The 22,980-nt window shown below is 57.9% G+C and carries 21 protein-coding genes, 1 tRNA gene and 2 other RNA genes; 22 read left to right on the top strand and 2 right to left on the bottom strand.

The window, feature by feature from the left end:
• Position 1 precedes the first annotated feature (1 nt).
• From F3H58_RS05870 to F3H58_RS05820, 11 genes are all read left to right on the top strand, one after another.
• Positions 2-490 carry a DUF2833 domain-containing protein gene (locus tag F3H58_RS05870; protein ID WP_149741526.1) on the top strand — a complete coding sequence of 163 codons (489 nt, stop codon included), beginning with the start codon at positions 2-4 and terminating at the stop codon, positions 488-490.
• A complete protein-coding gene (locus F3H58_RS05865) occupies positions 469-999 on the top strand; it encodes a virion core protein, T7 gp14 family (RefSeq protein ID WP_149741525.1) in 531 nt (176 codons plus the stop codon). Before F3H58_RS05870 ends, F3H58_RS05865 begins: the two co-directional genes overlap by 22 nt.
• Before the next feature lie 104 nt (positions 1,000-1,103).
• Entirely contained in the window at positions 1,104-3,272 is a 2,169-nt protein-coding gene (locus tag F3H58_RS05860) for a hypothetical protein (protein WP_149741524.1), read from the top strand.
• Positions 3,273-3,317: 45 nt separating this feature from the next.
• Positions 3,318-7,082, top strand: coding sequence for a hypothetical protein (locus F3H58_RS27120; protein ID WP_188128791.1), 3,765 nt, complete (start codon positions 3,318-3,320; stop codon positions 7,080-7,082).
• Between the two features lie 73 nt (positions 7,083-7,155).
• Positions 7,156-8,532, top strand: a complete 1,377-nt coding sequence (locus F3H58_RS05850; RefSeq protein ID WP_149741523.1) for a phage tail fiber domain-containing protein — start codon at positions 7,156-7,158, stop codon at positions 8,530-8,532.
• Positions 8,532-8,975 (top strand): hypothetical protein, encoded by a 444-nt coding sequence (locus F3H58_RS05845; RefSeq protein WP_035256515.1) that lies wholly within the window; start codon positions 8,532-8,534, stop codon positions 8,973-8,975. Before F3H58_RS05850 ends, F3H58_RS05845 begins: the two co-directional genes overlap by 1 nt.
• A gap of 8 nt (positions 8,976-8,983) precedes the next feature.
• A complete protein-coding gene (locus tag F3H58_RS05840; RefSeq protein ID WP_010971457.1) occupies positions 8,984-9,247 on the top strand; it encodes a hypothetical protein in 264 nt (87 codons plus the stop codon).
• On the top strand, positions 9,232-9,480 hold the full coding sequence (locus F3H58_RS05835; RefSeq protein ID WP_210246908.1) for a DNA packaging protein: 249 nt from the start codon (positions 9,232-9,234) through the stop codon (positions 9,478-9,480). The genes F3H58_RS05840 and F3H58_RS05835 overlap by 16 nt, the downstream gene beginning before the upstream one ends.
• A gap of 465 nt (positions 9,481-9,945) precedes the next feature.
• On the top strand, positions 9,946-11,598 hold the full coding sequence (gene terL / locus F3H58_RS05830) for a phage terminase large subunit (protein ID WP_210246907.1): 1,653 nt from the start codon (positions 9,946-9,948) through the stop codon (positions 11,596-11,598).
• Between the two features lie 259 nt (positions 11,599-11,857).
• Complete coding sequence (locus F3H58_RS05825) at positions 11,858-12,391, top strand: IS1/IS1595 family N-terminal zinc-binding domain-containing protein (RefSeq protein WP_149741521.1); 534 nt, start codon at positions 11,858-11,860, stop codon at positions 12,389-12,391.
• Between the two features lie 119 nt (positions 12,392-12,510).
• Positions 12,511-12,690 carry a hypothetical protein gene (locus tag F3H58_RS05820; RefSeq protein WP_149741520.1) on the top strand — a complete coding sequence of 60 codons (180 nt, stop codon included), beginning with the start codon at positions 12,511-12,513 and terminating at the stop codon, positions 12,688-12,690.
• A gap of 54 nt (positions 12,691-12,744) precedes the next feature.
• Here the strand turns inward: F3H58_RS05820 and F3H58_RS05815 are convergent, their stop codons facing one another.
• Entirely contained in the window at positions 12,745-13,281 is a 537-nt protein-coding gene (locus tag F3H58_RS05815) for a hypothetical protein (RefSeq protein ID WP_149741519.1), read from the bottom strand.
• Between the two features lie 722 nt (positions 13,282-14,003).
• Between F3H58_RS05815 and F3H58_RS05810 the strand changes: the two genes are divergently transcribed.
• The 7 genes from F3H58_RS05810 to F3H58_RS05785 all read left to right on the top strand — a co-directional run bounded on the left by F3H58_RS05810 (position 14,004) and on the right by F3H58_RS05785 (position 17,228).
• Complete coding sequence (locus tag F3H58_RS05810) at positions 14,004-14,468, top strand: hypothetical protein (protein WP_149741518.1); 465 nt, start codon at positions 14,004-14,006, stop codon at positions 14,466-14,468.
• Between the two features lie 21 nt (positions 14,469-14,489).
• Positions 14,490-14,557, top strand: an RNA gene (locus tag F3H58_RS05805) — hammerhead ribozyme type II.
• A 242-nt stretch (positions 14,558-14,799) separates the two neighbouring features.
• Positions 14,800-15,075 (top strand): DUF7249 family protein, encoded by a 276-nt coding sequence (locus F3H58_RS05800; RefSeq protein ID WP_149741517.1) that lies wholly within the window; start codon positions 14,800-14,802, stop codon positions 15,073-15,075.
• 17 nt (positions 15,076-15,092) lie between these two features.
• Positions 15,093-15,168: hammerhead ribozyme type II (locus F3H58_RS05795), an RNA gene on the top strand.
• 9 nt (positions 15,169-15,177) lie between these two features.
• Positions 15,178-15,510 (top strand): hypothetical protein, encoded by a 333-nt coding sequence (locus F3H58_RS05790; RefSeq protein ID WP_149741516.1) that lies wholly within the window; start codon positions 15,178-15,180, stop codon positions 15,508-15,510.
• Between the two features lie 637 nt (positions 15,511-16,147).
• Positions 16,148-16,279, top strand: coding sequence for a hypothetical protein (locus F3H58_RS27495; protein ID WP_286169117.1), 132 nt, complete (start codon positions 16,148-16,150; stop codon positions 16,277-16,279).
• Between the two features lie 481 nt (positions 16,280-16,760).
• Positions 16,761-17,228, top strand: a complete 468-nt coding sequence (locus F3H58_RS05785) for a MarR family winged helix-turn-helix transcriptional regulator (protein WP_010971460.1) — start codon at positions 16,761-16,763, stop codon at positions 17,226-17,228.
• Between the two features lie 5 nt (positions 17,229-17,233).
• Here the strand turns inward: F3H58_RS05785 and F3H58_RS05780 are convergent.
• Positions 17,234-17,317, bottom strand: a tRNA-Leu gene (locus F3H58_RS05780).
• 54 nt (positions 17,318-17,371) lie between these two features.
• Here F3H58_RS05780 and F3H58_RS05775 point away from each other — a divergent pair.
• The 4 genes from F3H58_RS05775 (at position 17,372) to cueR (ending at position 22,933) form a co-directional block, all read left to right on the top strand.
• Entirely contained in the window at positions 17,372-18,538 is a 1,167-nt protein-coding gene (locus tag F3H58_RS05775) for a tyrosine-type recombinase/integrase (RefSeq protein ID WP_149741515.1), read from the top strand.
• 367 nt (positions 18,539-18,905) lie between these two features.
• Complete coding sequence (locus F3H58_RS05770; RefSeq protein ID WP_188128790.1) at positions 18,906-21,410, top strand: heavy metal translocating P-type ATPase; 2,505 nt, start codon at positions 18,906-18,908, stop codon at positions 21,408-21,410.
• 12 nt (positions 21,411-21,422) lie between these two features.
• Positions 21,423-22,433, top strand: a complete 1,011-nt coding sequence (locus F3H58_RS05765) for a 2Fe-2S iron-sulfur cluster-binding protein (protein WP_149741641.1) — start codon at positions 21,423-21,425, stop codon at positions 22,431-22,433.
• Between the two features lie 11 nt (positions 22,434-22,444).
• A complete protein-coding gene (gene cueR, locus F3H58_RS05760) occupies positions 22,445-22,933 on the top strand; it encodes a Cu(I)-responsive transcriptional regulator (protein WP_065654034.1) in 489 nt (162 codons plus the stop codon).
• Positions 22,934-22,980 lie beyond the last annotated feature (47 nt).

Below are 22,980 nucleotides of genomic sequence, written 5' to 3'. Positions count from 1 at the left end.
GATGCTTACAGCCCGACCTTCGACCGCCGAGGACGTTGCCTATCTGGCCCCTCGGCTCCGCAAGGAGGATGTCGAGGAAGTCTTGGCCGCTGGGGGCGTGACTATGGAAGAGAGCCTGATGGACGGCCTCCAGTCTCCCGATGGGTGTTTCACCGGGATTGATGAGGATGGCAAGCCGGTCGTGATGTTTGGCACAGCTCCGCACCCTGTCTCTCCAATGGTGGGGTGCATCTGGCTGTTGGCGAGCGATGACATCCACAAACACCGGACGGACTTCCTAAGGAAAACCAAGCCGTTCGTTGATCTCTTCCAAGACAAGTATCAGCTCCTCATGAACTATACCGATTGCCGGAATGTCCTCCATCACAGGTGGCTCCGCTGGTGTGGTTTCAGCTTCATCAACATCGTCAAGGGCCTCGGCCCAGGAGACCATCCGTTCTTCGAGGTGGTCAGAATTAGGAACGACCAATGTGCGACCCCATTACAATGATGGTCAGCTCGTTCGCGATTGGTGCTGTGCAGACCGGCATGGAATTTATTGGTGCCAAACAGCAAGCCAAGGCGCAGAACGATATGGTCCGCGAGAACCAGAAAGCAGCAAACGCAAACCTTGTCCGAGAATATGCTGACGTTCAGACGCGGCAGATCCAGGAAGAAGATGCTGCCGCCGTTCAGAAGCAGGACATTTCCCGCGAAGCCCGAGCAGCCCGTGCCACCACCATGGCCGCAGCCGGGGAAGCCGGTGTATCCGGTCTCTCGGTCGATGCTCTCCTCGCGGACGTTTACGGCAAAGAGGCGACCGCCAAGGACCGAATCAGCCAGAATAGCGGCTTCACCACCTCAAACCTCACGCGGGAGATGGACGGCCTTAAGGCGAAAGCCCAGGACCGCATCAACTCCATGCCGTGGGCAACCGGCCCCAGCCCGTTTGCGGCTGCGCTCAAGATCGGTGGCATCGGCCTGAATAGCTACGACAAATACAACAAGCCCAAGGGGTAACCATGGCAAACCTACCGGGATTGACCCGACAAGATGACCGCCCCTCCGTGGGTGGTGCGAACCGTGGCCGGGTGCAGGTTCGTAACCCCATCGGGGATGTAGCCTTGCAGCCGCAGGCTCGCCCGGTGGACACCTATAGCCGCCCTCAGGCCGCACCTTCTGGACCCAACGGCCTCCAGCAGCTCGCCGGGGCGCTTGCTCAAATCAGCCCAGCGCTCACCAACTTTCTCGATAACTCAGCCGCGAAGGCACAGAAGGACGCCGAGGACCGCGCTATGCGGCGTATTGGCGGCATGAGCTTCCAAGAGGCCCGTGATGCTGTGAATAGCGGCAAGATGACCGAGATGGATAACCCGTGGTTCAAGGCTGCTTTCATGAAGCAGTACGGTGAGCGGCTGGCCTATGAGCGCGTCAATGAGCTTTCCACGGAATACGAGACCAACTTCGATAAGAACTCTGGTGATGTCGATGGTCTTATCCGTGGTCGAACCTCGGAAGACTTGGAGCAGTATGGAAACGACCCCCATTTCACCGGGGCGTATACCAAGGTCATGGACGGCTTCGGTGCCAGGGCGAAGACCGCTCAGGCTCAATACAAGACCGAGCAGGTAAAGCAGGACACCGTTAGCGGCGTCTATGACACCTTCCATGGCGAAGCCACTGCACTACGGGACGCCGGTAAATCCCCCCAGGAAATCGTCAGTACCCTACGGGGGAAATACGAGGGCAACCGATCTCTGCTCCATGTGGACTTCAAGGAGCAAGACAGGGAGATGGTCCGTCTGGCCGAAGCTTTCGCGGCCAAGGGCGACATGGCTATGGTCAACGCCATCCTCAACTCCGAACGCAAGGGAGCCGATGGCACTGTTCTCGGTCCCTTGTCAGCCAACCGGGAATTTCAGGCGGATGCCGTCCGTATCCAGAACGGTGCCAAGCGGCAAAACTTCGAGCAGAACGAGGAAGCCACCCGTGATGTCCGAATGGACTTTTGGGACCAAGCCAGACAGGGCCAGCTAAAACGAGATGATCTTGTGGCTTGGCACCGGGCGAACCCTGGGGCTTTCTCAGAGGCTCAAGTCCTCTCTCTGATCAATCAGAACGACACCTTCAACGAGCAGCAGTCCAAGGAGCTGGCCAAGGCAGAACAGAAGATCGCTCTGCAAAAGGCTGCTGATCAGGCCGAGGAAGATCTAGTCTCCCGGAACCTCGAAGCAACCACGCGGGGCATGCTGCCGTATATCGAAGAAGCAACCGTCCCCACGAAGACAGGGGAAACCCGAACGATCTCCGTGGATGACCAGAAGAAGGCAGTGGCCAAGCGCTTGGTCGATCAGACGGAGTGGCTCGTAGGGAAGGGCAAAGCTACCCCCGAGCAGGCTTTCGGGATGCAGGTTGAGAGCTTCTCAGTCGGAAATCTCACGAACCCGAAATGGGAGCATGTCCTGGGTGCCGGTCCTAAGGCCGCAACGCAATTCACGCTCTCCGGTGGCGAACCGCCGCCCGCTCTCCAGGATAGTGTTGATCTCTACATGAAGCTACACTCGGCCAACCCGAAGCTTCTTGAGACACACATAAAGGACAGTTCCGACCGGGATTTCTACGAGGCTTATCGCATCGCCACTCAATACGGGAAGATGAACCCTACCCAGGCGATGCAGACTGCAATGATGCAGACCTCGGACCCGTCGAAGTTTCAGGGGGCAGGGACGCAGCAGCGCTTCGATGCAATTGATGAGCGGGTGAAGGATATCACCTTTGGCGGCATCGCCGGCTGGTTCTCATCTGCTCCGAGAAACCAAGGCTACGTTGCAAACGAGATCGGACGCCTCGGAAAGTTCTATGCTCAGAATGGGATGGGAACCGATGCAGCGCTCGATGAAGCCAAGAAGCGTTTCGAGGCGACCCATACTGAGGTCAATGGAAACTTCGTCTACACCGCAGGCCGCGACATCCCGCCCAATTTCGGCCAACTCGCCACGTTCGCAATCGAACAGTATGTGAAGGACTTCGGAGACAAGGAAGGCGTTGATGTCAGTGACCTAACGCTTCGCCCCGCGACCAATGGGCAGGGCTGGATGATCGTCCATCAGCTCGGTCAATATCCTGTCGAGAACCCAGCTCGCGGGAACATCAGCCTGCGTTCGCTCTACGATCTTGATCAGAAGCGCCGCGCCGATGTCATCCAGGGCGTGATCGATGCTCAGGATACGAAGCAAGAAAACCGAGCCTTGTCCAAGGAGCGGGTCGATATCGAGAAACACTTCCTCCCATAACACGGGTCACCTTCGGGTGGCCCTTTCCATTTCTAAGGACCACCTATGTCAAACAGCAATAGCGCGCCTTCGTGGCTGCGGTACGCCAACCGTGGCGCAAAGCGTAACCTTCCGATCAGCGGCGATCTCGTCAGCGCCCTTGGGTTCCTTGAGGACATGGGTGTCGAAATGGAAGTTTTCAGTGGCGGGCAGGTAACCAAGGAAGAGGCCAAGGCTGGCAAAGGTCAACGCACGGGGTCCGTTCGGCATGACCACGGCGGCGCGGCGGATGTCTTCTTCTACCAAAACGGCAGGAAGCTCGACTGGTCGAACCCTGCGGACGTTCCGGTTTTCCAAGAGATCGTCCAACGTGCTCGTGGTGCTGGCGTCACTGGCTTCGGTGCAGGGCAGGGCTACATGCAGCCCGGTTCTATGCATATCGGCTTCGGGAACCCTGGCGTATGGGGGGCTGATGGAAGCGGTGACAACGCTGCTGAATGGCTACGCGAAGCCTACAACCGCGCCCCCTCATCAGGCAATCGGGAACCCACTCGGCTCACCTTCTCGAACCCAGGTCCCGACCAGCCGCAATCCAACTACACCCTAGGCCAGCCTGAGAACACCGTGTCAGTCATGGACGCTACTCAGCCAATGCTTCCGACAACCATGCAGGAAGACAGGGAAGCGGCCCAGGCCCGTGAGGATGCTATGCCGGACGTATCGCTCTGGCAGGGCGTGAAGGATGCCGTCAGCTCCCAGTCCTCAGTTGTTGCGCTCTTTCAAGACCGACCCGAAGCAGCGCCCGACCCGAACTTCCGGCTCGACAAGAAGCTCACCGAGGAACTCACCAAAGGCGTCCCGGAGCAATACTGGGACCGCTTCGCAGATGCGCAATCACTTCCCCATGCGGAGCTGATGCGAAACACCATCATCAAGAATTTGGAAGCCGAGCAACGTCTTGCATCTATGGGATGGGGCGGTGTCGGTTTGAAGATCGCGGCGGGCGTGACGGACCCCTTGGCTTGGGCTGCGGGCGCGGGCATCTCGGCTGTATCCATGGGAACCGGAGCACCTGCTGCTATGGCGGCTCGGTTTGGTCGGATGGGTCAGATTGCGTTGGCCGGTGCCGAAGGTGGCGCAGGCGCTGCGGTTTCCGAAGGCATTATCTACGCGAACAAACCTACCGCCGAGAGTGCTGATCTATGGTGGGGCATTGGCACCGGCATGCTCCTGGGCGGCGCGTTCGGCTCCCTAGCGAGAAACCCGGCAACCCGTGAGGAGGCCCAGCAGCTCCAGAAGATTGGCAGGGACATGCAGAACGGGACAGCCTTGTCACCGGCCGGTGGGTCAACCACGGGTGCGATGCAGGTGAACCCGAGGGAACCTCTCAGGATGGACACTGCGGATATCGTTCGCGATGCCGAGAGGCCGGATGTCTTCCATGCAGGTGGTGCGCGATATGACAGCGCTTACTCACTCAAGAGTTCCGAGAACGATCTCACCTCCATGATCGGTAACGTGATCGTAGAGGACGGTGCCCGCAACAAGACCGGCCTAACGCCAATCGGGGCTTCGGAAGTCCAGGCGCTCCTTCATCAACGTGCCGAGGCCCGCTGGGCAGCTTCCAACCAAGCCAACTGGAAGCAGTTCAAGGAGCGGAACCCGGAAGTCAGCCGCGATGAGTTTCATCGGCAGGTGACCGCGTTCGTCCGAGATCGCGATCTCATGGTGGAATACGACCCCGCCGTGAAAGCCCAAGGCTCCATCCTCAGGGATATCTTGGGCACCTATGCGGAGACCGCAGCGAACCCCGGCCTTATCGATGGTCGCACATTGCGCCCTGTTCGGGGTTTCGAAGGGATGACACGGAACGACTTCTATGTCCCCCGCATCTTCGATCTCGGCTCTATTCAGGAACACCTCACCAAGTTCGGCCATAAGACCCTCTCGGGCTTGGTTGCCCGTGCCATGCGTGAGGTCAATGACGAGATCAGCGAAGAGTTGGCCAACAAGTTCGCCTCGAATTACATCAGGAAACTCCACTCGCTTTCCGCTGGTGAGCTACAGGGGATGTCTCGGGTGTTTTCGGGTGAAGACCTCGACGCGCTCAAGGCAAACCTTACGCGGGACACCGATCTCTCCGAGGCCGACATCGACGCGGTTGTCAGTCACATGAAGCCGGGGAAGAAGGACGGTGCCAGCCGCCACGGGAAAAGCCGGATGTTCTATGATGAGAACTTCGGCCTCATGCTCCCATATTCCAACGGCCAGCCGGGGGCACAGTTCGTCCGCATCTCTGACCTGTTCGTCAACGATGCAGACACGCTCATGCGGTCCTATTCCCGGCAAATGTCGGGGCGTATCGCCATGGCTCGCATGGAGATCAGGAACCCGAAGTGGCAGGCCGGTGACCTGGGCGATGAACACTTCGTCAAAGGCATCACCTCGGATGGCGAATGGCAAACCCTGATGGATAAGGTGCGTGACGTGGGTGACCAGAAGGGCATCCAGGCTACCACCAAGGAGGACATTGAGCGCCTCAACTGGGTCTATAACACCATCGTCGGGAAGCCCACTTGGAACGAGGGGTCGAGATGGAGCCAGTTCCTTCGGATGGCCAGAGACTATAACTTCATCCGCGTGATGGGGCAGGTGGGCTTTGCGCAGTTGTCGGAGACTATGAACACGGTTTCCCAGCTCGGCCTCAAAGCCTCGTTCACCAACGTCCCTTCGTTCCGGGCAATGTGGCGTAATGCCAAGACTGGGATGCTAGATGATGCCTTGGCCCGCGAATGGGAGGAGATGACGGGCGTTGGTGCAGACTGGGTTCGTCACTCCACGCACCGGAGGGAGGATATCTTCGACAACCCGTTGGATGCCTTCAATAACCCAATTCTCCAGAAGTTGGACGATGGCCTTCAAGCCGGAAAACGTGCGGTCTCCGCAATGTCCGGCATGGCTCCGGTGAATACCGCGCTCCAGCGTTGGACCGGCAGGGCGATCATGAACAAGTTCGCGCTGATGGCCCAAGGGAAAACTACGATGAACCCAAGGCGACTGGCCGCGCTTAACCTCGATCAGCGCAGGGTGGAGGCCATTTATGACAACATCCGCAACCACGCTACGTTCAAGGATGGTCGGCTCAAGTCGATGAACTTCTCCAAGTGGGCAGATCAGGAGGCCGTGGCAAACTTCGAGTTCGCCGCGTTCCGTCTGAGCCGCTCCATCATCCAAGAGAACGACATAGGCCAGATGGCCATGTGGATGTCAGCTCCTCTTGCTCGGACGTTCCTCCAGTTCCGCTCCTTCGTGCTGGCGGCTTACACCAAGCAGACGCTCCAGGGGTTCAACTTCCGGGATGCCACGACAGCTACGGCGTTCATCACGACCTCCTTTGCTGCCTCCATGAGTTACATGATGCGGACCTATGCCAACTCAGTGGGCCGCAGTGACCGGGAGGACTATCTGGAGAAGCGCCTGTCTCTCGGAAGCATCGCGGCTGCGGGCGTCCAGAACGGCTCCTGGGCTACCATTATGCCTATGATCGTTGATACCCTGGGCGCTCCTTTACGTGAGGGTGGTCAGCCGATCTTCGATGCCCGGTCTACCGAGCTGGGGTCGGATGCAATCTTCGGAAACCCATCGGCCGATTTGGCATCCAGCGGTATCAAGGCTCTCAGCGTCTTCGGTCAGCAAGCGCACGGCAAGCGGTTCTCGCAGGCAGATGCCAGAAACCTTGCCCGCATCCTTCCGTTCCAGAACCTCAATGGAATTTCGCAGCTCCTCTCAACGATGATCAGTCCGCTCCCGGAGTGGTCACCGAAGAAATAACTGCACCCGATCAAACCTTTCGGCCCTCGTCACATAACAGTGGCGGGGGCTTTCTTCGTTTTTGGAGAATGCAATGCCTCTCTCATATGCCCACTCCTCGGGTGATGGCAGCAACCGCCTCTTCGATGTTCCTTGCGAATATCTCTCGAAAGCGCACGTTACGGTGCGGGTCGATGGCGTCCTTGTGCCGTTCTCGTGGATCGATACCTACCGCCTCCAGACGACCACGGCTCCTCCCTCGGGTTCCGTTGTGGAGGTACGAAGGGTGACGCCAAGGGTGGACCGTCTCGTTACGTTCACCGATGGCTCCACTCTGGTCCAGTCGGACCTCAACACCTCGACCCTCCAGTCGTTCTTTCTTGCTCAGGAAGCGTTCGATCAAGGCGCGGCATCCATGGCTGTCACTGAGGACGGACAGTTCTCGGCGCTCAACCGCCGCATTACAAGCCTTGCAAACCCTGTCAGTGCCCAAGACGCCGTGACAAAGCTTTGGGCTGAGACTGCTATGTCCTCCCAACTGGTCCTCGCAACGCAAAAGGCTCTCGATGCTGCGACCTCGGCTGCACAGTCGGAAGCTTCTGCGGCCTTTTCAGACAGTCGTGCCGCCGCCGCCCTGGCATCCAAGAATGCCGCTGCTGGTTCGGCCACCGCTGCCGCTCAGTCGGAAGCCAATGCCCTCGCAAACAAGAACCAGACGCAGCTTGATCGTGCCGCTACGGCTGCCGATAGGGTGCAGACTGGCTTGGACCGGGAAGCTTCCGCTGCGTCCGCTGCTGCCGCCAAGAAGTCGGCGGAAGATGCTGCCTTGTTCGACCCGTCGAGCTACTACACAACGTCTCAAGCTGATGCGAGATATCCCGCGAAGGCTGATGCTGCGACCAAGGCTCAGCTGGACGCTCTCGCGGCAATTGTTGATGACCCGTGGGCGACACAGCCGCTAGGTGTCCCTATCCCCGCAAGCATGGGCATTGCCGGGACCGCGTATCCGCCGACCAACAACCCGCGCTATCGCTACATCATCCTTACTGCGGGGCAGACAGGCTCGGGCGGATACAACAACGGCATACTCACTTCGGAGGCAGTTACGGGAAGTTGGCCCGCAATCAGCGCTGCCGCCATCATCAACTTGGCCGGTTCTCCATTCAATGGCAGGCAGGTTCAATTGATCAACACGTCCCGCGCATTCTTGCGTCCGGGCAACGGCGGCGCTCATCAATACTTCGCAGTGCAGTCACACAACCACGGCGTCAACGACCCAGGACACGCCCACGGTGGTGTTCAGAACGGCACGGCCTCTACGGGCCGGTCAACCTCAGTCGATCAGCCTCCCGCCGTCTTTTCTTTCGGTAATACGTGGGGGGCAACCACGGGCATCTCGATCCAATACGCAGGTGATGAAGAAACTCGCCCGCGCAACTTTGGTGTCGATTACGTAATGAGGATTAAATAATGCCATACGCATTCGAAGGCGGTGTTGCGACCGACCCCCAAGTCGGTGCCGTCGAAATTACTTGGGAGCAGTATCAGAACGCTATTGCTGGTTTCACGGCTGGTAAAGCTGTGACCATCAAAGGCGGGTTCCACTTAGTTGATGCACCCCCCATGGAAAGCCCCGGTGATGAACCTTCGGTAGACATGGGCCTCCCGAACATTTCTGGTAGGCAGTTATGGCTTGCTGCTCTCAGCATCGGCGTGAGAAAAGACGCCGTGCTGTCTTCCCTCAATGATATCGAGGATGAAGAGCAAGCTGAAATCCTCCGCATTGAACTCACCGAGCCACCGTTGAACGGCTACGAGCGACTTAGCCCCGCAGTGGAAACCTTCCGGGTGATGCAGGGTATTCCGATGGAGCAGTTCAATGACCTTTGGCTATGGGCCTCTCAGATCAAATAGCAGGACCAATGGACGACACTCAGAACTTCTATCTGATGTTCGGACGGCTGGAGGGCAAGGTAGACACTTTGCTCTCCCAGCAGGGCGGCATCAACAAGCGCATTGATGATCACGACACACTCATTGACGATCACGACACGCGCATCACGCAACTCGAAAACCAAAGAGAACGACAAGTCGGCATCCTGTCCTCCATCCGGTGGGGCTGGGTTCTGTTGGCCGCAGCTATCGGCACGTTCTCGGAGGAAATCAAAGCATGGATACTGCGATGACCAATCTCAGCGAAATCATGAAGAACCTTCACGAGGCCCTGGCCCAGGAGCTTCTCGACCGGGTTAACGGCGGGCAAGCCACTGCTTCGGACCTTTCGGTAGTTCGCCAGTTCCTCAAGGACAACGGCATCGACAGCGTTCCGAAGAAGGGCGACCCCTTGGAACGCCTCAGTCACACCCTGCCATTCACCGAGGCAGATGACGAGGAAGCTGCAAACACGCTTCCCTGCTAGCGCTCGACCTTGACTGGTCGCCAGATGACATGAGCGCCCCTGGGGTCGGGGTCGAAGAACTCAAGACTGATCTTCATTTCCCGGCCCTTGCACTCTTCACAGCGGAACTTCAAAGCCCACGGGCTGGTGTTCCATCCCTTGTACGACGCAACGTCCCGCGCAAGGAATTTACCAACACGGCCACAGCGTTTGCACTCCACAACAATCAACATGTTGTGCCGAGCTGCTTCTTCTAGGGTTCTCAAGCTTCCTGCCATGTCGGCATAGATGGAACGAAATGAGAACACCGTCAAGCAACCGCTGCTGGCTCTTCCTCTTCTCGTAACTCCCCAAAGGCGCATCAGTGCGGCCTTTCGCTCGCTAAGGCAGGTTTCGGCACAACGCTGAGCCTGCCTTTTCTATGCGCCCTTGGAAGCCCCAAGGCCACCAATGACATCCAAATCAGAACTTAGCTCGGGGACCAGTTTGACCCCGGCTGACCCGGTGCTGCGTGACTTTCGGAACTTCCTGTTCCTCGTCTGGAAGCACCTCAATCTTCCGCAGCCGACAGACGTTCAATACGACCTTGCCCAGTATCTCCAGAAGGGACCAAAGCGTTCCGTAATCGAAGCGTTCCGTGGCGTGGGGAAATCCTGGGTAACCTCGGCGTTCGTCTGCTGGCTTCTCCTCAACAATCCCCAACTCAACATCATGGTTGTCTCCGCTGCCAAAGATCGAGCGGATGCATTCTCCACCTTCACCAAGCGCCTCATTGCCGAGATGCCTATCCTTGAGCATCTCAAGCCGGGGAAGGGGCAGCGAGACAGTAACATCGCGTTCGACGTAGGACCGGCTGGGGCATCCCAGTCTCCCTCGGTCAAGTCCGTGGGTATCACCGGGCAGCTCACCGGCTCCCGCGCTGACGTGATCATTGCCGATGACGTTGAGAGTTTGAACAACGCGATGACCTCGACCATGCGCGACCTCTTGGCTGAACGCATCAAGGAGTTCGATGCCGTTCTGAAACCAGGTGGTCGCGTGATCTACCTCGGCACCCCTCAGACGGAAATGTCGATTTACAACCGACTCCCCGAGCGTGGCTATGAAATTCGCATCTGGCCCGCACGTATCCCGGTGGACCCGGACAAGTACCAGGGCCGACTGTCCCCGTTTGTCATGAGGATGATCCAGGACGGCGCTCCAGCCGGAACCCCAGTTGACCCCAAGCGATTCCATGACCTCGACCTGTTGGAGCGTGAGGCGTCCTATGGCCGCTCTGGTTTCGCCCTCCAGTTCATGCTCGATACCAGCCTCTCCGACCAGGACAGATACCCTCTCAAGTTCCGTGATCTTCTGGTCACCACGCTCGACCCGAGGATGGCCCCGGTCAAACTCATGTGGTCCTCGGACCCTGATAAGCGGCTGGACATTCCCATGGTCGGCCTCCAGGGCGATGCCTATCACCGCCCCATGTGGATGGCCCCGGAGATGGCCGAATACACCGGCTGCGTCATGGCTATCGACCCCTCAGGCCGAGGCAAGGACGAGACGGCCTATGCCATCGTCAAACACCTTAATGGCTGGCTATACGTGGTCGCCAGTGGAGGTTTCAAGGACGGCTATGGCGAGGCTACCCTCAAGGGCTTAGCGCTACTGGCGAAGCAGCACGGGGCGAACAAGATCATTGTCGAAGCCAACTTCGGTGACGGCATGTTCACCCAGCTCCTAAAGCCCGTAGTGACCCGCATCCACGCCTGCGAGATCGAAGAGGTGAAGCATAATCAGCAGAAGGAGCGCCGCATCTGCGACACTCTGGAACCGCTGATGAACCAGCACCGCCTCGTGTTCGACCAGAAGGTCATCGAGCATGACCACAAGGGCACCTCAGAACCCATCAGGCAGCTCATGTACCAGATGAGCCGTATCACCCGCGACCGTGGCTCCCTGGCCAAGGATGACCGCCTGGACGTGCTTGCGATGGCCGTAGGCTATTGGTCCGAGAGCATGGCACGGGATACCGATAAGGCGCACGAGGAACACCTGGAGGGTCTCCGGGATAAAGCCTACGAGGCGTTCATTGAGCTTTGCCAGAGCAACAGCGGGTTCTCGATGGACGATGAGCCGTCCTGGCTGAACTAGTAAAACTAGGGCTTCTTCGGAGGCCCTATTCCCCATCTATCTATTTATTTTTGGTGAAAAAGTGCCATTTAATTTGCGGGTCCATCGGCCTATTTTGGATTCGGTTCCAAGCCGAAAGGAGAAGCGAGTGGACTTACTTCAATTAACTGCAACAATTGTTGCTATCAGCGGCTTAATCGCTGCACTAAGCGCGCTACTTCGCGAGCTTCGAAACTGGCGGAAACCCGTCGCTACCGAGGTCGAGAAGGAGTAGCACGGCATGGAGGATGAAGACGTTTATTGCCCCCAGTGTGGGGGCGACACCTTTGTCAAAAACGGTAAAGTACGTGGAGTGCAGAGATATAGGTGTCAGCCCTGTCGATTTAACTTTGTGATGGAGGTTAAACACAGATGGGAGCCGACTGCGAAGCTGATAAATCTCATCTTCTTGGCAGATGGCGAAAATATAATAAAGGCTGCCGAAGATATCGGCGTTACTCCTCAGACACTAGATCGATGGCAGCTCGAAGCTAAAGAGCACAATGACTGGTTCATTGACGCACTTGCTTCGCATGCGGTTTTCTCTTTCAATGACGATGGGGATATAGAAAGCGCTCTGAGTGGCGCACTTGGTTTCTACCAATTCATTACAAATAGAGACCCGTGCAATTACTACGATGCCTTGGCTCCTAAGCTATTTCAGCGAATACTGGAACTCGGGACGCAAAGCATGCGGGTCGAGCTGGTACTGCTTCTCAGGAAACACCATGTCGGCCCACCACTCGATCCAATATTCGATTACCCCTCACCATAGGAGGAGGAAACCTATCCCCTCCGGTTCATATATATAGGTTGGGTATGATCAGTCCCATGCTTGTATCTCGTGAGATGAGATCGTAGGGATGGTTTCCATCATCCACGGTAGAGACCAGCATGGCTTCCTCTGATCATCGTTCTTCCGATCATCCCCCTTACGGTAATGATCCAATCTCTTTTGTTAAGATGCTCTTCAAAGGATGGAAGAGCCTCGGTCCTGGAAACCTCTGGTTCTGGATTGTCCCGCTTATGGTGGTTTCCATGGTCGCCGGTATCGTCCGCAGCGTCCTCGGTTGACCGCGCAGTTTTGTGGCGCTTCTCCTTCTCGGGCTTACGCCCTCGCAGGAGAAGTCAATAAAGCCCAGCTAGGATTTCCTCTCTAATCTCCATAACTGCCGGTTCGAATTTCCAGAGATCAGCATCTCCGGTCAGCAGCTTAGGCACTACCCCATTGGCATGCCATGGTTTAGCCAGTCCAAGCTGCCTTAGCCTATGCATATGGGTCGGGATGCCAAAACCGTTATCCATCCAGAACTTCCTAACGATACCCGCATCACTGGCATAGCCGAGAGCCTCTATCAGGAAGTCATGTTCCTCATTGGTTAGATGCCGTAAATTTCCCTTGACCAGTTCATTGTGCGCTTCACGTTCTCGAATGACACGCTCTCGCTTTTTGGACAGATAGACCCTCTGGCTAGCCTGACGAAAAACCCAAGTGACCACATGAGCGGCCAGTACCGAACCTGAGAGAACCTTTAGGATGGCCACTGTGTGGACGTTGAGTGCATCCGGTGCGGCAAAGGTGATCACCCAAGCAAAGAAGAAAAGCGCAATCGCTGATATTGGCGATGCGATCAACTCCTTTAGTGATGAGATAATTGGCTCCACGACTTCCCCCAGTAATACGCCCGCGCCTATTTTGCTGAAAAAATCCGAGGCGGCAATCGATAGAAATGCTCGCGCGTGGTCCCCCCTCGGCCCCCTCATTCTACCTCAGGCGGCGCATGGTGACCCCCGTAATGCCACGGATACCGCCACACGACACGCGGAAGCCCTGCATTTGTGGCACTCCAAGGAGACTAAGCATCGCATGAGGTGTCCTGATGGGCGCATATGGGGTGCAAAGGGCAGGGCTTAGGCCGTCCAGCACTTTCTTTCTGTGTGTCTCTCTTTGTCGGGGCGTCTACCTGTTTTCCTCATCAGTCCACCTAACGCCACCTCATGCCACCCGTGGCGCGCCCTCATGCTCTCCTCATGCCGTCCTAACGCCGCCTCATGCACTCCTCATGTCGCCACATATCCACCAATGCACACGCCACATGCTGCATTGGTATAAATTATTATCATTTAATTTCAGATAGATAGTTGATAAAACGCGGGCGACTGTCTGTTTTTTTCATTTTCGATGTTGATAAACTATGCAGTAGTGGATATATGTTTTGACAACGAACAGCGGTTCGGGGCGGCGGGTTATCCCTCCGGGTTCTTTGGAAAACTGAATAGCGCTAGTCCACCGTGCGCACGGAATAACGGGGACATTGTACGGGGCTGATGCTGTCCCGCTGATGAGGCCGAAGCAGGCCGAAACAATCACGAGATGGAGTGCAGGCATGTTCACACAAATCACCATGATCGACTACAGCCGCCCCATGGCAGAGCGGATTAAATCCCGTAAGTTCTGCGGTCCATACCGCTGGACACCTTCCGTACCGGGCAGTGGCCGTGGCTTCTATCAAGCTAGCCATGGGCTGCTAATGGACCGCCACGGGTCAAGCCTAAACCTCCGTTTGGAGGAAGCTAACGAACACCTTGGCCATTCGCGGTTGCGGTTCACTACTGGGTACTACGCGGACCCTTATGGTGAAGGCGATACACTGAAACCGATTATTGCGCGCCTTCCTCGTAATAGGGGTTTCTTGGCAGGGTGGACCATGGGCGAAGGAATGGCCGCTTCGGTTTCCGGGACTATCTACGAAACAGAGGAAGAAGCAGCATACGCCGCTCATTCCGAAGCTGAACACGACGCAGAGCGGTGCCGCGAAGCTTACGAAGAAGACACCACAATTGCGGCTTGATCTAACCACCACTGCATAGTTAAGCGAAACCGGAGGCTTTCCTCTGGTCGTCCTAGGGTCGCGCCTAGGGCCTGATGAGCTAGCGGAACAGGTAAGGCGGGCGGCCCCGCTGATCTAGCCGGAACGACCCGACGATACAGGGCCAACTTGTGGGAGAAAGAGCCATGACAACATGGACCTTCACCCTTCGCTGGAGAACGAAAAAGGCCAAGGTCTCGATCACCTTGGCCCTATTCATAACCCTATAGCGTAAGGGGGCCGGGGGGCCTTAGTGGCTCCTCGGTTCCCACAAGATAGTCAACTCCACCTATAGCGACAAGAGGAAACTATCATGAAGGACGAAGGCTGCAACGGCTGGACGAACCAAGAAACGTGGGTCGTCAACGCTTGGCTCACCAATGAGGAGCAAATCTACCATCTCGCCACCTCACTAGCCGTAGGCGCTCCCAATGCGCTTGTCGCGGGGGAGAACGTGAAGGCGCTGGTAGAGGAGATCGCCGCAAACTGGTTCGGTGATACCCGACCGGGAATGATCGGTGACCTCCTGAATGCCGCTATGGCGCGGGTCAACTGGACTGAGATAGGCGCGTCTTTGCGCGAAGAATAATCCACCAATGCAAACATATGCGAAACCGGGTGTCGATTCGGCTGGCGTCCGGTCGTCCTAGGGTCGCGCCTAGGGCCTGATGAGCAGCTACAAGGAGCAGACATGAACGCCAACATTCTGGCAATGCATGCGGTTGAGGGACGGACCTTCACCGCTTCGGAACTCTTCAATTGTTGTTCCAAATCGGAAGAACCCGACTGGTCCCAGTTTGACGGGCTGGAACTCGGCGGCTGCGTCAATGTTTCCGAGAGTGAGGATGAGACGTGGTTTGAGGGCGGCTATGATCGCACCGAGGCCGAACTCTTCACTGTATACGGGCACTACCCGGTCGGCGGTGTCGAGGCGATCACGGACGCATGTGACTTTGAGACGGCTATGGAGATCGCCCAGCACCTCCGAGGCCGCTCCGGTCTGCAACTGACGGTCATGTGCTGACATGGCCCGATACTCCTCAACAATCGACATATGGACCCTCACGGACGAACAGCGGGCAAAGCTGCCGGTCGGCCAATGGGTCACCGCTGGCCCCGATAGTGCCCGAGGTCGTTTCCTTGGTGCTGGGCGGTCAACTCAGGTTGTCGCGTGGCTCCCCAATGCTCGCGGCTCCGGGGACTACCGAGGCTACATGACAACACTTCGGAACTATGCCCGGAGCATTGCGCCATGACCCTTCACCCTATGGATGCTCACGTTATGGCCGCAATAGAGGGTCGGGATTACATAGATTGGAGGGGTCGGAACTACGGAAGACCGGCCAGCCGAAACCAGCCTTCGGCACCACCAAGTAGGGCAGATGCTCTATGACATTCAACACCAGCCTCTTCCTGCTTTTCATGGGCTGGAGCGCGCTGACCCTCGGGTGCGCCGTCTGGTTTTCCAAACAATCCAACTGATACCGAAACCGGCTCCCTAGGGTCGGTCGTGGGGCTTGGCATGCCCCACCTGATGATGGTTGCCATTCCCGGAGATCAACATTGACCCAAACACCATTTCTCGCTTGGTGGCGCTCAACGTGCCCCATGTCGCCCCTTGGTGACGCATATGCAGCCTACCGGCTAGCCCGAGGTGACGCATGAACGACATCACGCAATCAGGGCGTTTCCGCAAGTGGCGCGTTCGTCGCCGCAAGCGGTTCACGCTGGTCTATTTCATCGACTGCATGACCGGCCAACTGGTCGGCTTTCACGCTCCGGTGAACAGTTAACGAAAGCTCTTGCTAACATAATACGCGGCCTTTATATCCACGTCCGGGAATGTTCCCGATCTCGAAAAGGTGCGTTACAAGGCAATGATTGGCTTGGAAGTGAAACTGCCGGGGGGCAGAGAGAGTTTTATCGAAGTCCGCAATGAATGGCTGGGCTTCGGATGGATTGGAGATGCGGACGACCGGGAGGTCTTTCTCGGTTACCTTCAAGTCACGGTTTCGCGGACGCGGGGCCAAACTACGGGCCACTGGGGACCGCGCAGGGCTTTGACCTTGGCGTTCTTAGTCGGCCTCGCTGTTCCCATGAACTACGGGAAGGCGGTCGAGTTGATAAGCGATTGGGCTGTCATCTTGAGGCCCAATCAGGAGTTGGTTTTAGAAAAAAGCCGGTAGTGCGAGAAAAAGGGCTGGACAACATAGCCCCTCGGCGGTCTATCCATGAACGGGTAGATTTTCACCGGCGATATGACAGGAGAGGCCCATGACGACCACTACTGAAACGACCAAGCGCGATGCAGCTTTCACAGTGTCTCGCGTCATCAATATGCTCCGAACCCTAAGCCCTGATATGCCGATGCAGCAAGCGGACGTTCTGTTTCAGGTCGTTCTTTATCCGGGCCTCACCATGGCAGATATCTGCAAAAGAACCGGATTGTCTCAATCCTCGGTCTCGCGCAACGTCTCTGCCATGTCGAAATTCCATCGCCTCGGGAAGCCGGGGCTGGACCTTGTGGAAGCTGTCATCGACCCTCGGGAACCCCGGCGTCGTCTGATATTCCTCACAACTCATGGCAAGGCATTCATCACGAAATTGCTCCGCAACGTCGATGCAGAATATTCGGTCGATAAGGAAACGGATGCGCGCCTTGAGATCGAGCGCATGCACGAAGAGGCAATGGCCAAGGAAGAAACCAGCTCGACCCGTGGACGCGCTAAGCGGCCTCAGTAAGTAGCTGGTGCCCGCAGCCGGACTTGAACCGGCAAGCCAGAGGCGGCGCATTTTAAGTGCGATGTGTTTACCAATTTCACCATGCGGGCGGCTGCTTCTCGGTATGCCGGATGCATTCCCATGTCAACTTGAAGGAGAGCTAAATGGCGAAGAAACGTGGTTCCTCTTGGGAAGGGACCGTAACTCATAAAGGCGCTCGGCATCGCCGCAGCTTCGCAACAGAAAGCGAGGCAGAACTTTGGGAACTCGACAGTAAGGCGAAGCTCATCAGGGGCGAACCCATCGACATGGGTGAGAAGGCCGCAAAGCGTAGGGGCGACCTCCCGTACACGCTCGGGGAGCTGGTCCAGCACGTCTATGAAACCCATTGGGCACCTATGCCATCGGGTGCAAAGCAGCTCATCAACGCGAACCTCATCGTTGCCGAGATCGGCGCAAGTCTTCCGGTCGCAAAGCTGGGGAAAGCTGACGTTGACCGCGCGCGCTCGAAGCTGCTGGCGGCTGGCAACGCTCCGGGGACAGTGAACCGTAAGGTCGCGGCTCTTTCCAAATGCCTCTCAGAAGCCGAGGACTTGGGCATCATCGAGCGAAAGCCGAAGTGCAACAAGTACAAGGAGAGCGAACACCGGGTTCGTCGCTTCACACCGGACGAGGAGAAGAAGACGCTCGCGTTCTTTGATCGCATCGGGCACCAAGACATGGCCGATTACACCGTCCTATCTCTGGACACCGGCATGCGCCAAAGCGAAGTCTTATCTCTCCATTTCGAGGACATCCAGAATGGCCGTGTGACCGTTTGGGGTGTGGGCGCAACCGGGCAGCGTACCAAGTCCGGCAAGAGCCGCACCGTGCCTCTGACAGCTCGTGCCCAGGCGGTCTTTGATCGTCGCCGCGAATACACCGAGGGCAAGGCGGTGTTTCCGAGCCTCTCCAAAAACTCGGTCGCGCATTACTGGGGTCGTCTCTCGGAGGCGCTCAATCTGGAAAGCGACAAGCAATTCGTGCCGCATATCCTTCGTCATGAGTTCTGCTCACGACTTGCTTCTAACGGTGAGAACGCTGCTGCCATCCAGAAGCTCGCAGGCCATGCAACACTGCTGGTCACCCAGCGCTATGTGCACCTCTTCGGTGATGAGCTGGATGATGTCATTGGTCGCATGGAAAAGAAGGAAACTCTCGCCGGGAGCCGTGCCACAACGGTCATCGTAGACGAGATCGAGACGGACACCCAGGCACTCGCTCAGCTACTCTCGCAGTTGCCACAAGATCAGCTCAAGGCGATCTTTAAGACTGTGATTTCAGCGTCTTAAGCCGCACACTGGAAATAATCTTCGTGTGCGTCTTGTGGCTGATGTCGTGGCCACGCCCTACCTCTCACGACAAGTATAGGCTTCGGGCGTAGCTAAAACCGGAGCGTTATCAACGGCTTGATCAGACAGTATCGTCACCCAAGGGGACTTAAAATCTGCCGACCATTGGTCTTGCGGGTTCAAGTCCCGCCGTCCGCACCACTTTCTTCCCCTGACTTATCGTCCGTGTCCACCTCCTGAGCCGGCGTAAAACGCCCGTTCACGTGCACGGCATGGTCACCTGAAAATCATCAAAAAGAACCTATTGACCTTGCCACGATGGGAAGCCCTATCTTTTTTTTAACACAAGAAAAGAGGGGTCATACGCATGTCACAAATGGAGATTCGGGCGAGTCATCAGATTGCGATCGATGGCATGACATGCGCCTCCTGTGTCGGCCGCGTGGAAAAGGCGATTGCCAAGGTCCCGGGCGTTCTGAAAGCATCGGTCAATCTGGCAACGGAACGTGCCGACATTTCCTTTTCCGGGCCGCCGGATGTGCCGGCCGTTATCGAGGCTGTGCGGCAGGCCGGTTACAGCGTCGAAGAGAAAACCATCGAACTCGATATTGAGGGCATGACCTGCGCCTCCTGCGTCGGACGTGTCGAAAAGGCGTTGAAGGCCGTTTCCGGTGTTTCCGGTGCAAGCGTCAATCTTGCGACGGAGCGCGCCACCGTCCGCGTCGCCGGCAACGCCGCGTCTGCGGCCAATCTGGCGTATGCCATCCAGCGGGCGGGCTATAAGGCGAACGAGATTGTCCCCGACAAAGCCAGAGATGGAGAGCAGGACAAGCGCGAGGCGGAACTGCGCCGCCTCAAAATCAGCCTCGCCGTCGCCGTTGTTCTGACGCTGCCGGTTTTCGTGCTGGAAATGGGGTCGCATCTGGTGCCCGCCATCCATGATTTCGTGATGGAAACGGTCGGCATGCAGGAAAGCTGGTATCTGCAATTTGCGCTGACGACGCTGGTTCTGTTCGGGCCCGGCCTGCGCTTCTTCAAAAAGGGCATACCCGCACTTCTGCGGCTGGCGCCGGACATGAATTCGCTCGTCGTGCTGGGCACAGCCGCTGCCTGGGGATTTTCGGTTGTCGCAACCTTCATGCCCAAAATCCTGCCGAGCGGCACGGCCAATGTCTATTACGAGGCGGCGGCGGTCATCGTCACGCTCATCCTTCTCGGACGTTTTCTGGAAGCGCGCGCCAAAGGCCGCACCAGCGAGGCGATAAAGCGGCTGGTCGGCCTGCAGGCCAAGTCCGCCCGCGTGCTGCGCGATGGCGAAACCATCGATGTGCCGTTGCAGGATGTGCGCACCGGCGATGTGATCGTCGTTCGTCCCGGCGAGAAAGTGCCGGTCGACGGGCTGGTCCTCAGCGGCTCTTCTTATGTCGATGAATCGATGATCACGGGCGAACCGGTGCCGGTCACCAAGGCGGCGGGTTCCGAAGTCGTCGGCGGCACGGTCAACCGCAACGGTTCTTTCACCTTCCGCGCCACCAAGGTCGGCGCCGATACGCTGATCGCTCAAATCATCCGCATGGTCGAGGAGGCGCAGGCCGACAAGCTGCCCATCCAGGCGCTGGTGGACAAGGTAACCAACTGGTTCGTGCCGGCGGTGATGCTGGCAGCGCTCGCCACCTTCATCATCTGGTTCATGTTCGGGCCAGATCCGGCCTTGACCTTTGCGCTCGTCAATGCGGTTGCGGTGCTCATTATCGCCTGTCCCTGCGCCATGGGCCTTGCCACGCCGACCTCGATCATGGTCGGCACCGGCCGCGCCGCCGAAATGGGCGTGCTGTTCCGCCGCGGCGATGCGCTCCAGACGCTCCGGGATGCCGATGTGATCGCCGTCGACAAGACCGGCACCCTGACGCTCGGCAAACCGAAACTGGTGCATTTTACCACGACAGAGGGCTTCGATGCGGATGAGGTGTTGCGCCTCGTCGCCTCGCTGGAGAACCATTCCGAGCATCCGATTGCCGAAGCGATCGTCGAGGCTGCAAAACATGGCGGCCTGACGCTTGCCGATGCGGAAGGCTTCGAGGCGACCCCCGGTTTTGGTGTTGCGGCAACGGTTGACGGCCGCCAGGTGGAAGCGGGCGCGGACCGGTTCATGGCCAAGCTCGGTTACGATGTCGCGATGTTCGCAGACGATGCCGAGCGGCTGGGCCGGGAAGGGCAGTCGCCGCTTTATGCCGCCGTCGATGGCAGGCTGGCCGCGATCATCGCGGTCGCCGATCCGGTCAAGCAGACGACCCCGGAGGCGATTGCGGCGCTGCATGCGCTCGGCCTCAAGGTCACGATGATCACGGGTGACAATCGCCGCACCGCTGAAGCCATCGCCCGCCGCCTCGGCATTGACGAGGTGGTGGCGGAAGTGCTGCCCGACGGCAAGGTGGAGGCCGTCAAGAGGCTTGCTGCCGACGGGCGACGTGTCGCCTTTGTCGGCGATGGCATCAACGATGCGCCGGCGCTGGCCGCCGCCGATGTCGGTCTTGCCATCGGCACGGGCACGGATGTCGCCATTGAAAGCGCCGATGTGGTGCTGATGTCCGGCGATCTGCGCGGCGTCGCCAACGCCATCGCACTCTCCAAGGCCACGATCCGCAATATCGGCCAGAATCTGTTCTGGGCCTTCGCTTACAATGCCGCTCTCGTTCCCGTGGCGGCCGGAATATTGTATCCTGTCAACGGCGTTCTGCTGTCGCCTGTCCTTGCCGCCGGAGCCATGGCGCTTTCCAGCGTCTTCGTATTGACGAATGCGCTGCGCCTGAAAAGCTTCCGCGCGCCGCTGGTGGACAGATCGTCTGGCATGCAGCTCGCAGCGGCCGAATAGGAGGCGGACATGATGACGCCTGGCAACACAATCTATCTGCCGCAGATCGGACGCAGCATCATGGCGGCGCAGGGTGAGACCGTGCTTCAGGCCGCATTGGCCGCAGGGGTTACTTATCCGCATGGCTGTCGCATGGGCCGCTGCGGCGCCTGCAAGTCTCATCTCATTTCCGGCGAAATCGATCTTCTCAAGCATACGCCCTTCTCCTTGACCGAAGAGGAGAAAGCCGATGGCCTAACACTCGCCTGCCGGGCCGTGCCGTTGAGCGACATGACGATCAGCTGGCTCGACGGGGCGGATGAGATCGCCGATATTCCGACCGGCCGCTTTGAGGGCGTGGTTGCGGAGGCGGTGGATGTGACGCACGATATCAAGCTCATCCGCATCCGGCTTGACGATCGCGGGCAGTTTACCTTCAAACCCGGACAATATGTGCGCCTGCTTTATCCCGACTGTTCGCCGCGTGATTATTCCATTGCCAGCAGGGTGGATGAGGAACTGATTGAATTCCACATCCGGCATGTTCCCGGCGGCATGACGAGCGGCCGCATCTTCTCGCTCGCAAGCGCGGGTGATCCCGTCACGATAGTCGGGCCTTTCGGCTCTTCGTTCCTGCGGGAAAAACATTGCGGGCCGATCCTTGGTATCGCCGGCGGTTCGGGGCTCGCTCCCGTCAAGGCCGTTGTCGAGGCGGCGCTCGCAACGGGCCGCGAACGACCGGTTCATGTCTATTTCGGCGCGCGCGCGGAGCGTGATCTCTATATGCTTGACCGCTTCGGCGATCTTGCCGCGCGGCATGGCAATCTGAGTTTCGTTCCGGTTCTCTCGCATGAGGAACATGCCAATATCCGGTGCGGTTATGTCGGTGCGGCCGTGGCGGATGATTTCGACGATCTCGATGGCTGGAAAGCCTATATTGCAGGCCCGCCGGCCATGATCGAGGCGACGGTGCCGCAGCTTCTGGCGCGCGGCATGCGCACCGCCGACATTCATGCAGATGTGTTTTTCACCCCGGAAAGATAGGAGCAGGATCGATGAACATTGGCACAGCCGCCACCGCATCCGGTGTTTCTGCGAAGATGATCAGGCATTACGAGACAATCGGCCTGATCAAATCGGCAAACCGCACGGAGTCCGGATACAGGGTTTATACGGCCAATGATCTGGAAACGCTGCGTTTCATCCGGCGCGGACGCGATCTCGGCTTCTCCATCGAAAAGATCAGGCAGCTTATGACGCTCTGGCGCGATCCGGGCGGCGCCTCCTGCGATGTCAAACGTATCGTCATGGAACATGTCGTCGATCTGGAAGCGAAGATGCATACGCTTCGCGAGATGGCCGACACGCTGCGAAATCTCGCAAACTATTGCCCTGACAACGGGGAGCCGGATTGCCCGATCATCCATGATCTCGCCCATGCCGAGGATATCGATTTTACGACCGTGGCCATCGTGCCCAAGCGCACCGGAATGCTGAAGGGCACCTCCGGTCCGGTGATGGATCTACAGCGCCCGGTGAAATAAGCGGCCGTTTTCCTTTGGGAAACGGGTGTGGATTGCAGTGCAGACGC

Source organism: Rhizobium sp. NFACC06-2 (genome assembly GCF_900101425.1).
Classification (GTDB): Bacteria; Pseudomonadota; Alphaproteobacteria; order Rhizobiales; family Rhizobiaceae; genus Agrobacterium; species Agrobacterium leguminum.
The sequence above is the reverse complement of the archived record's forward strand: the minus strand, read 5'-3'. Positions and strand labels throughout refer to the sequence as shown.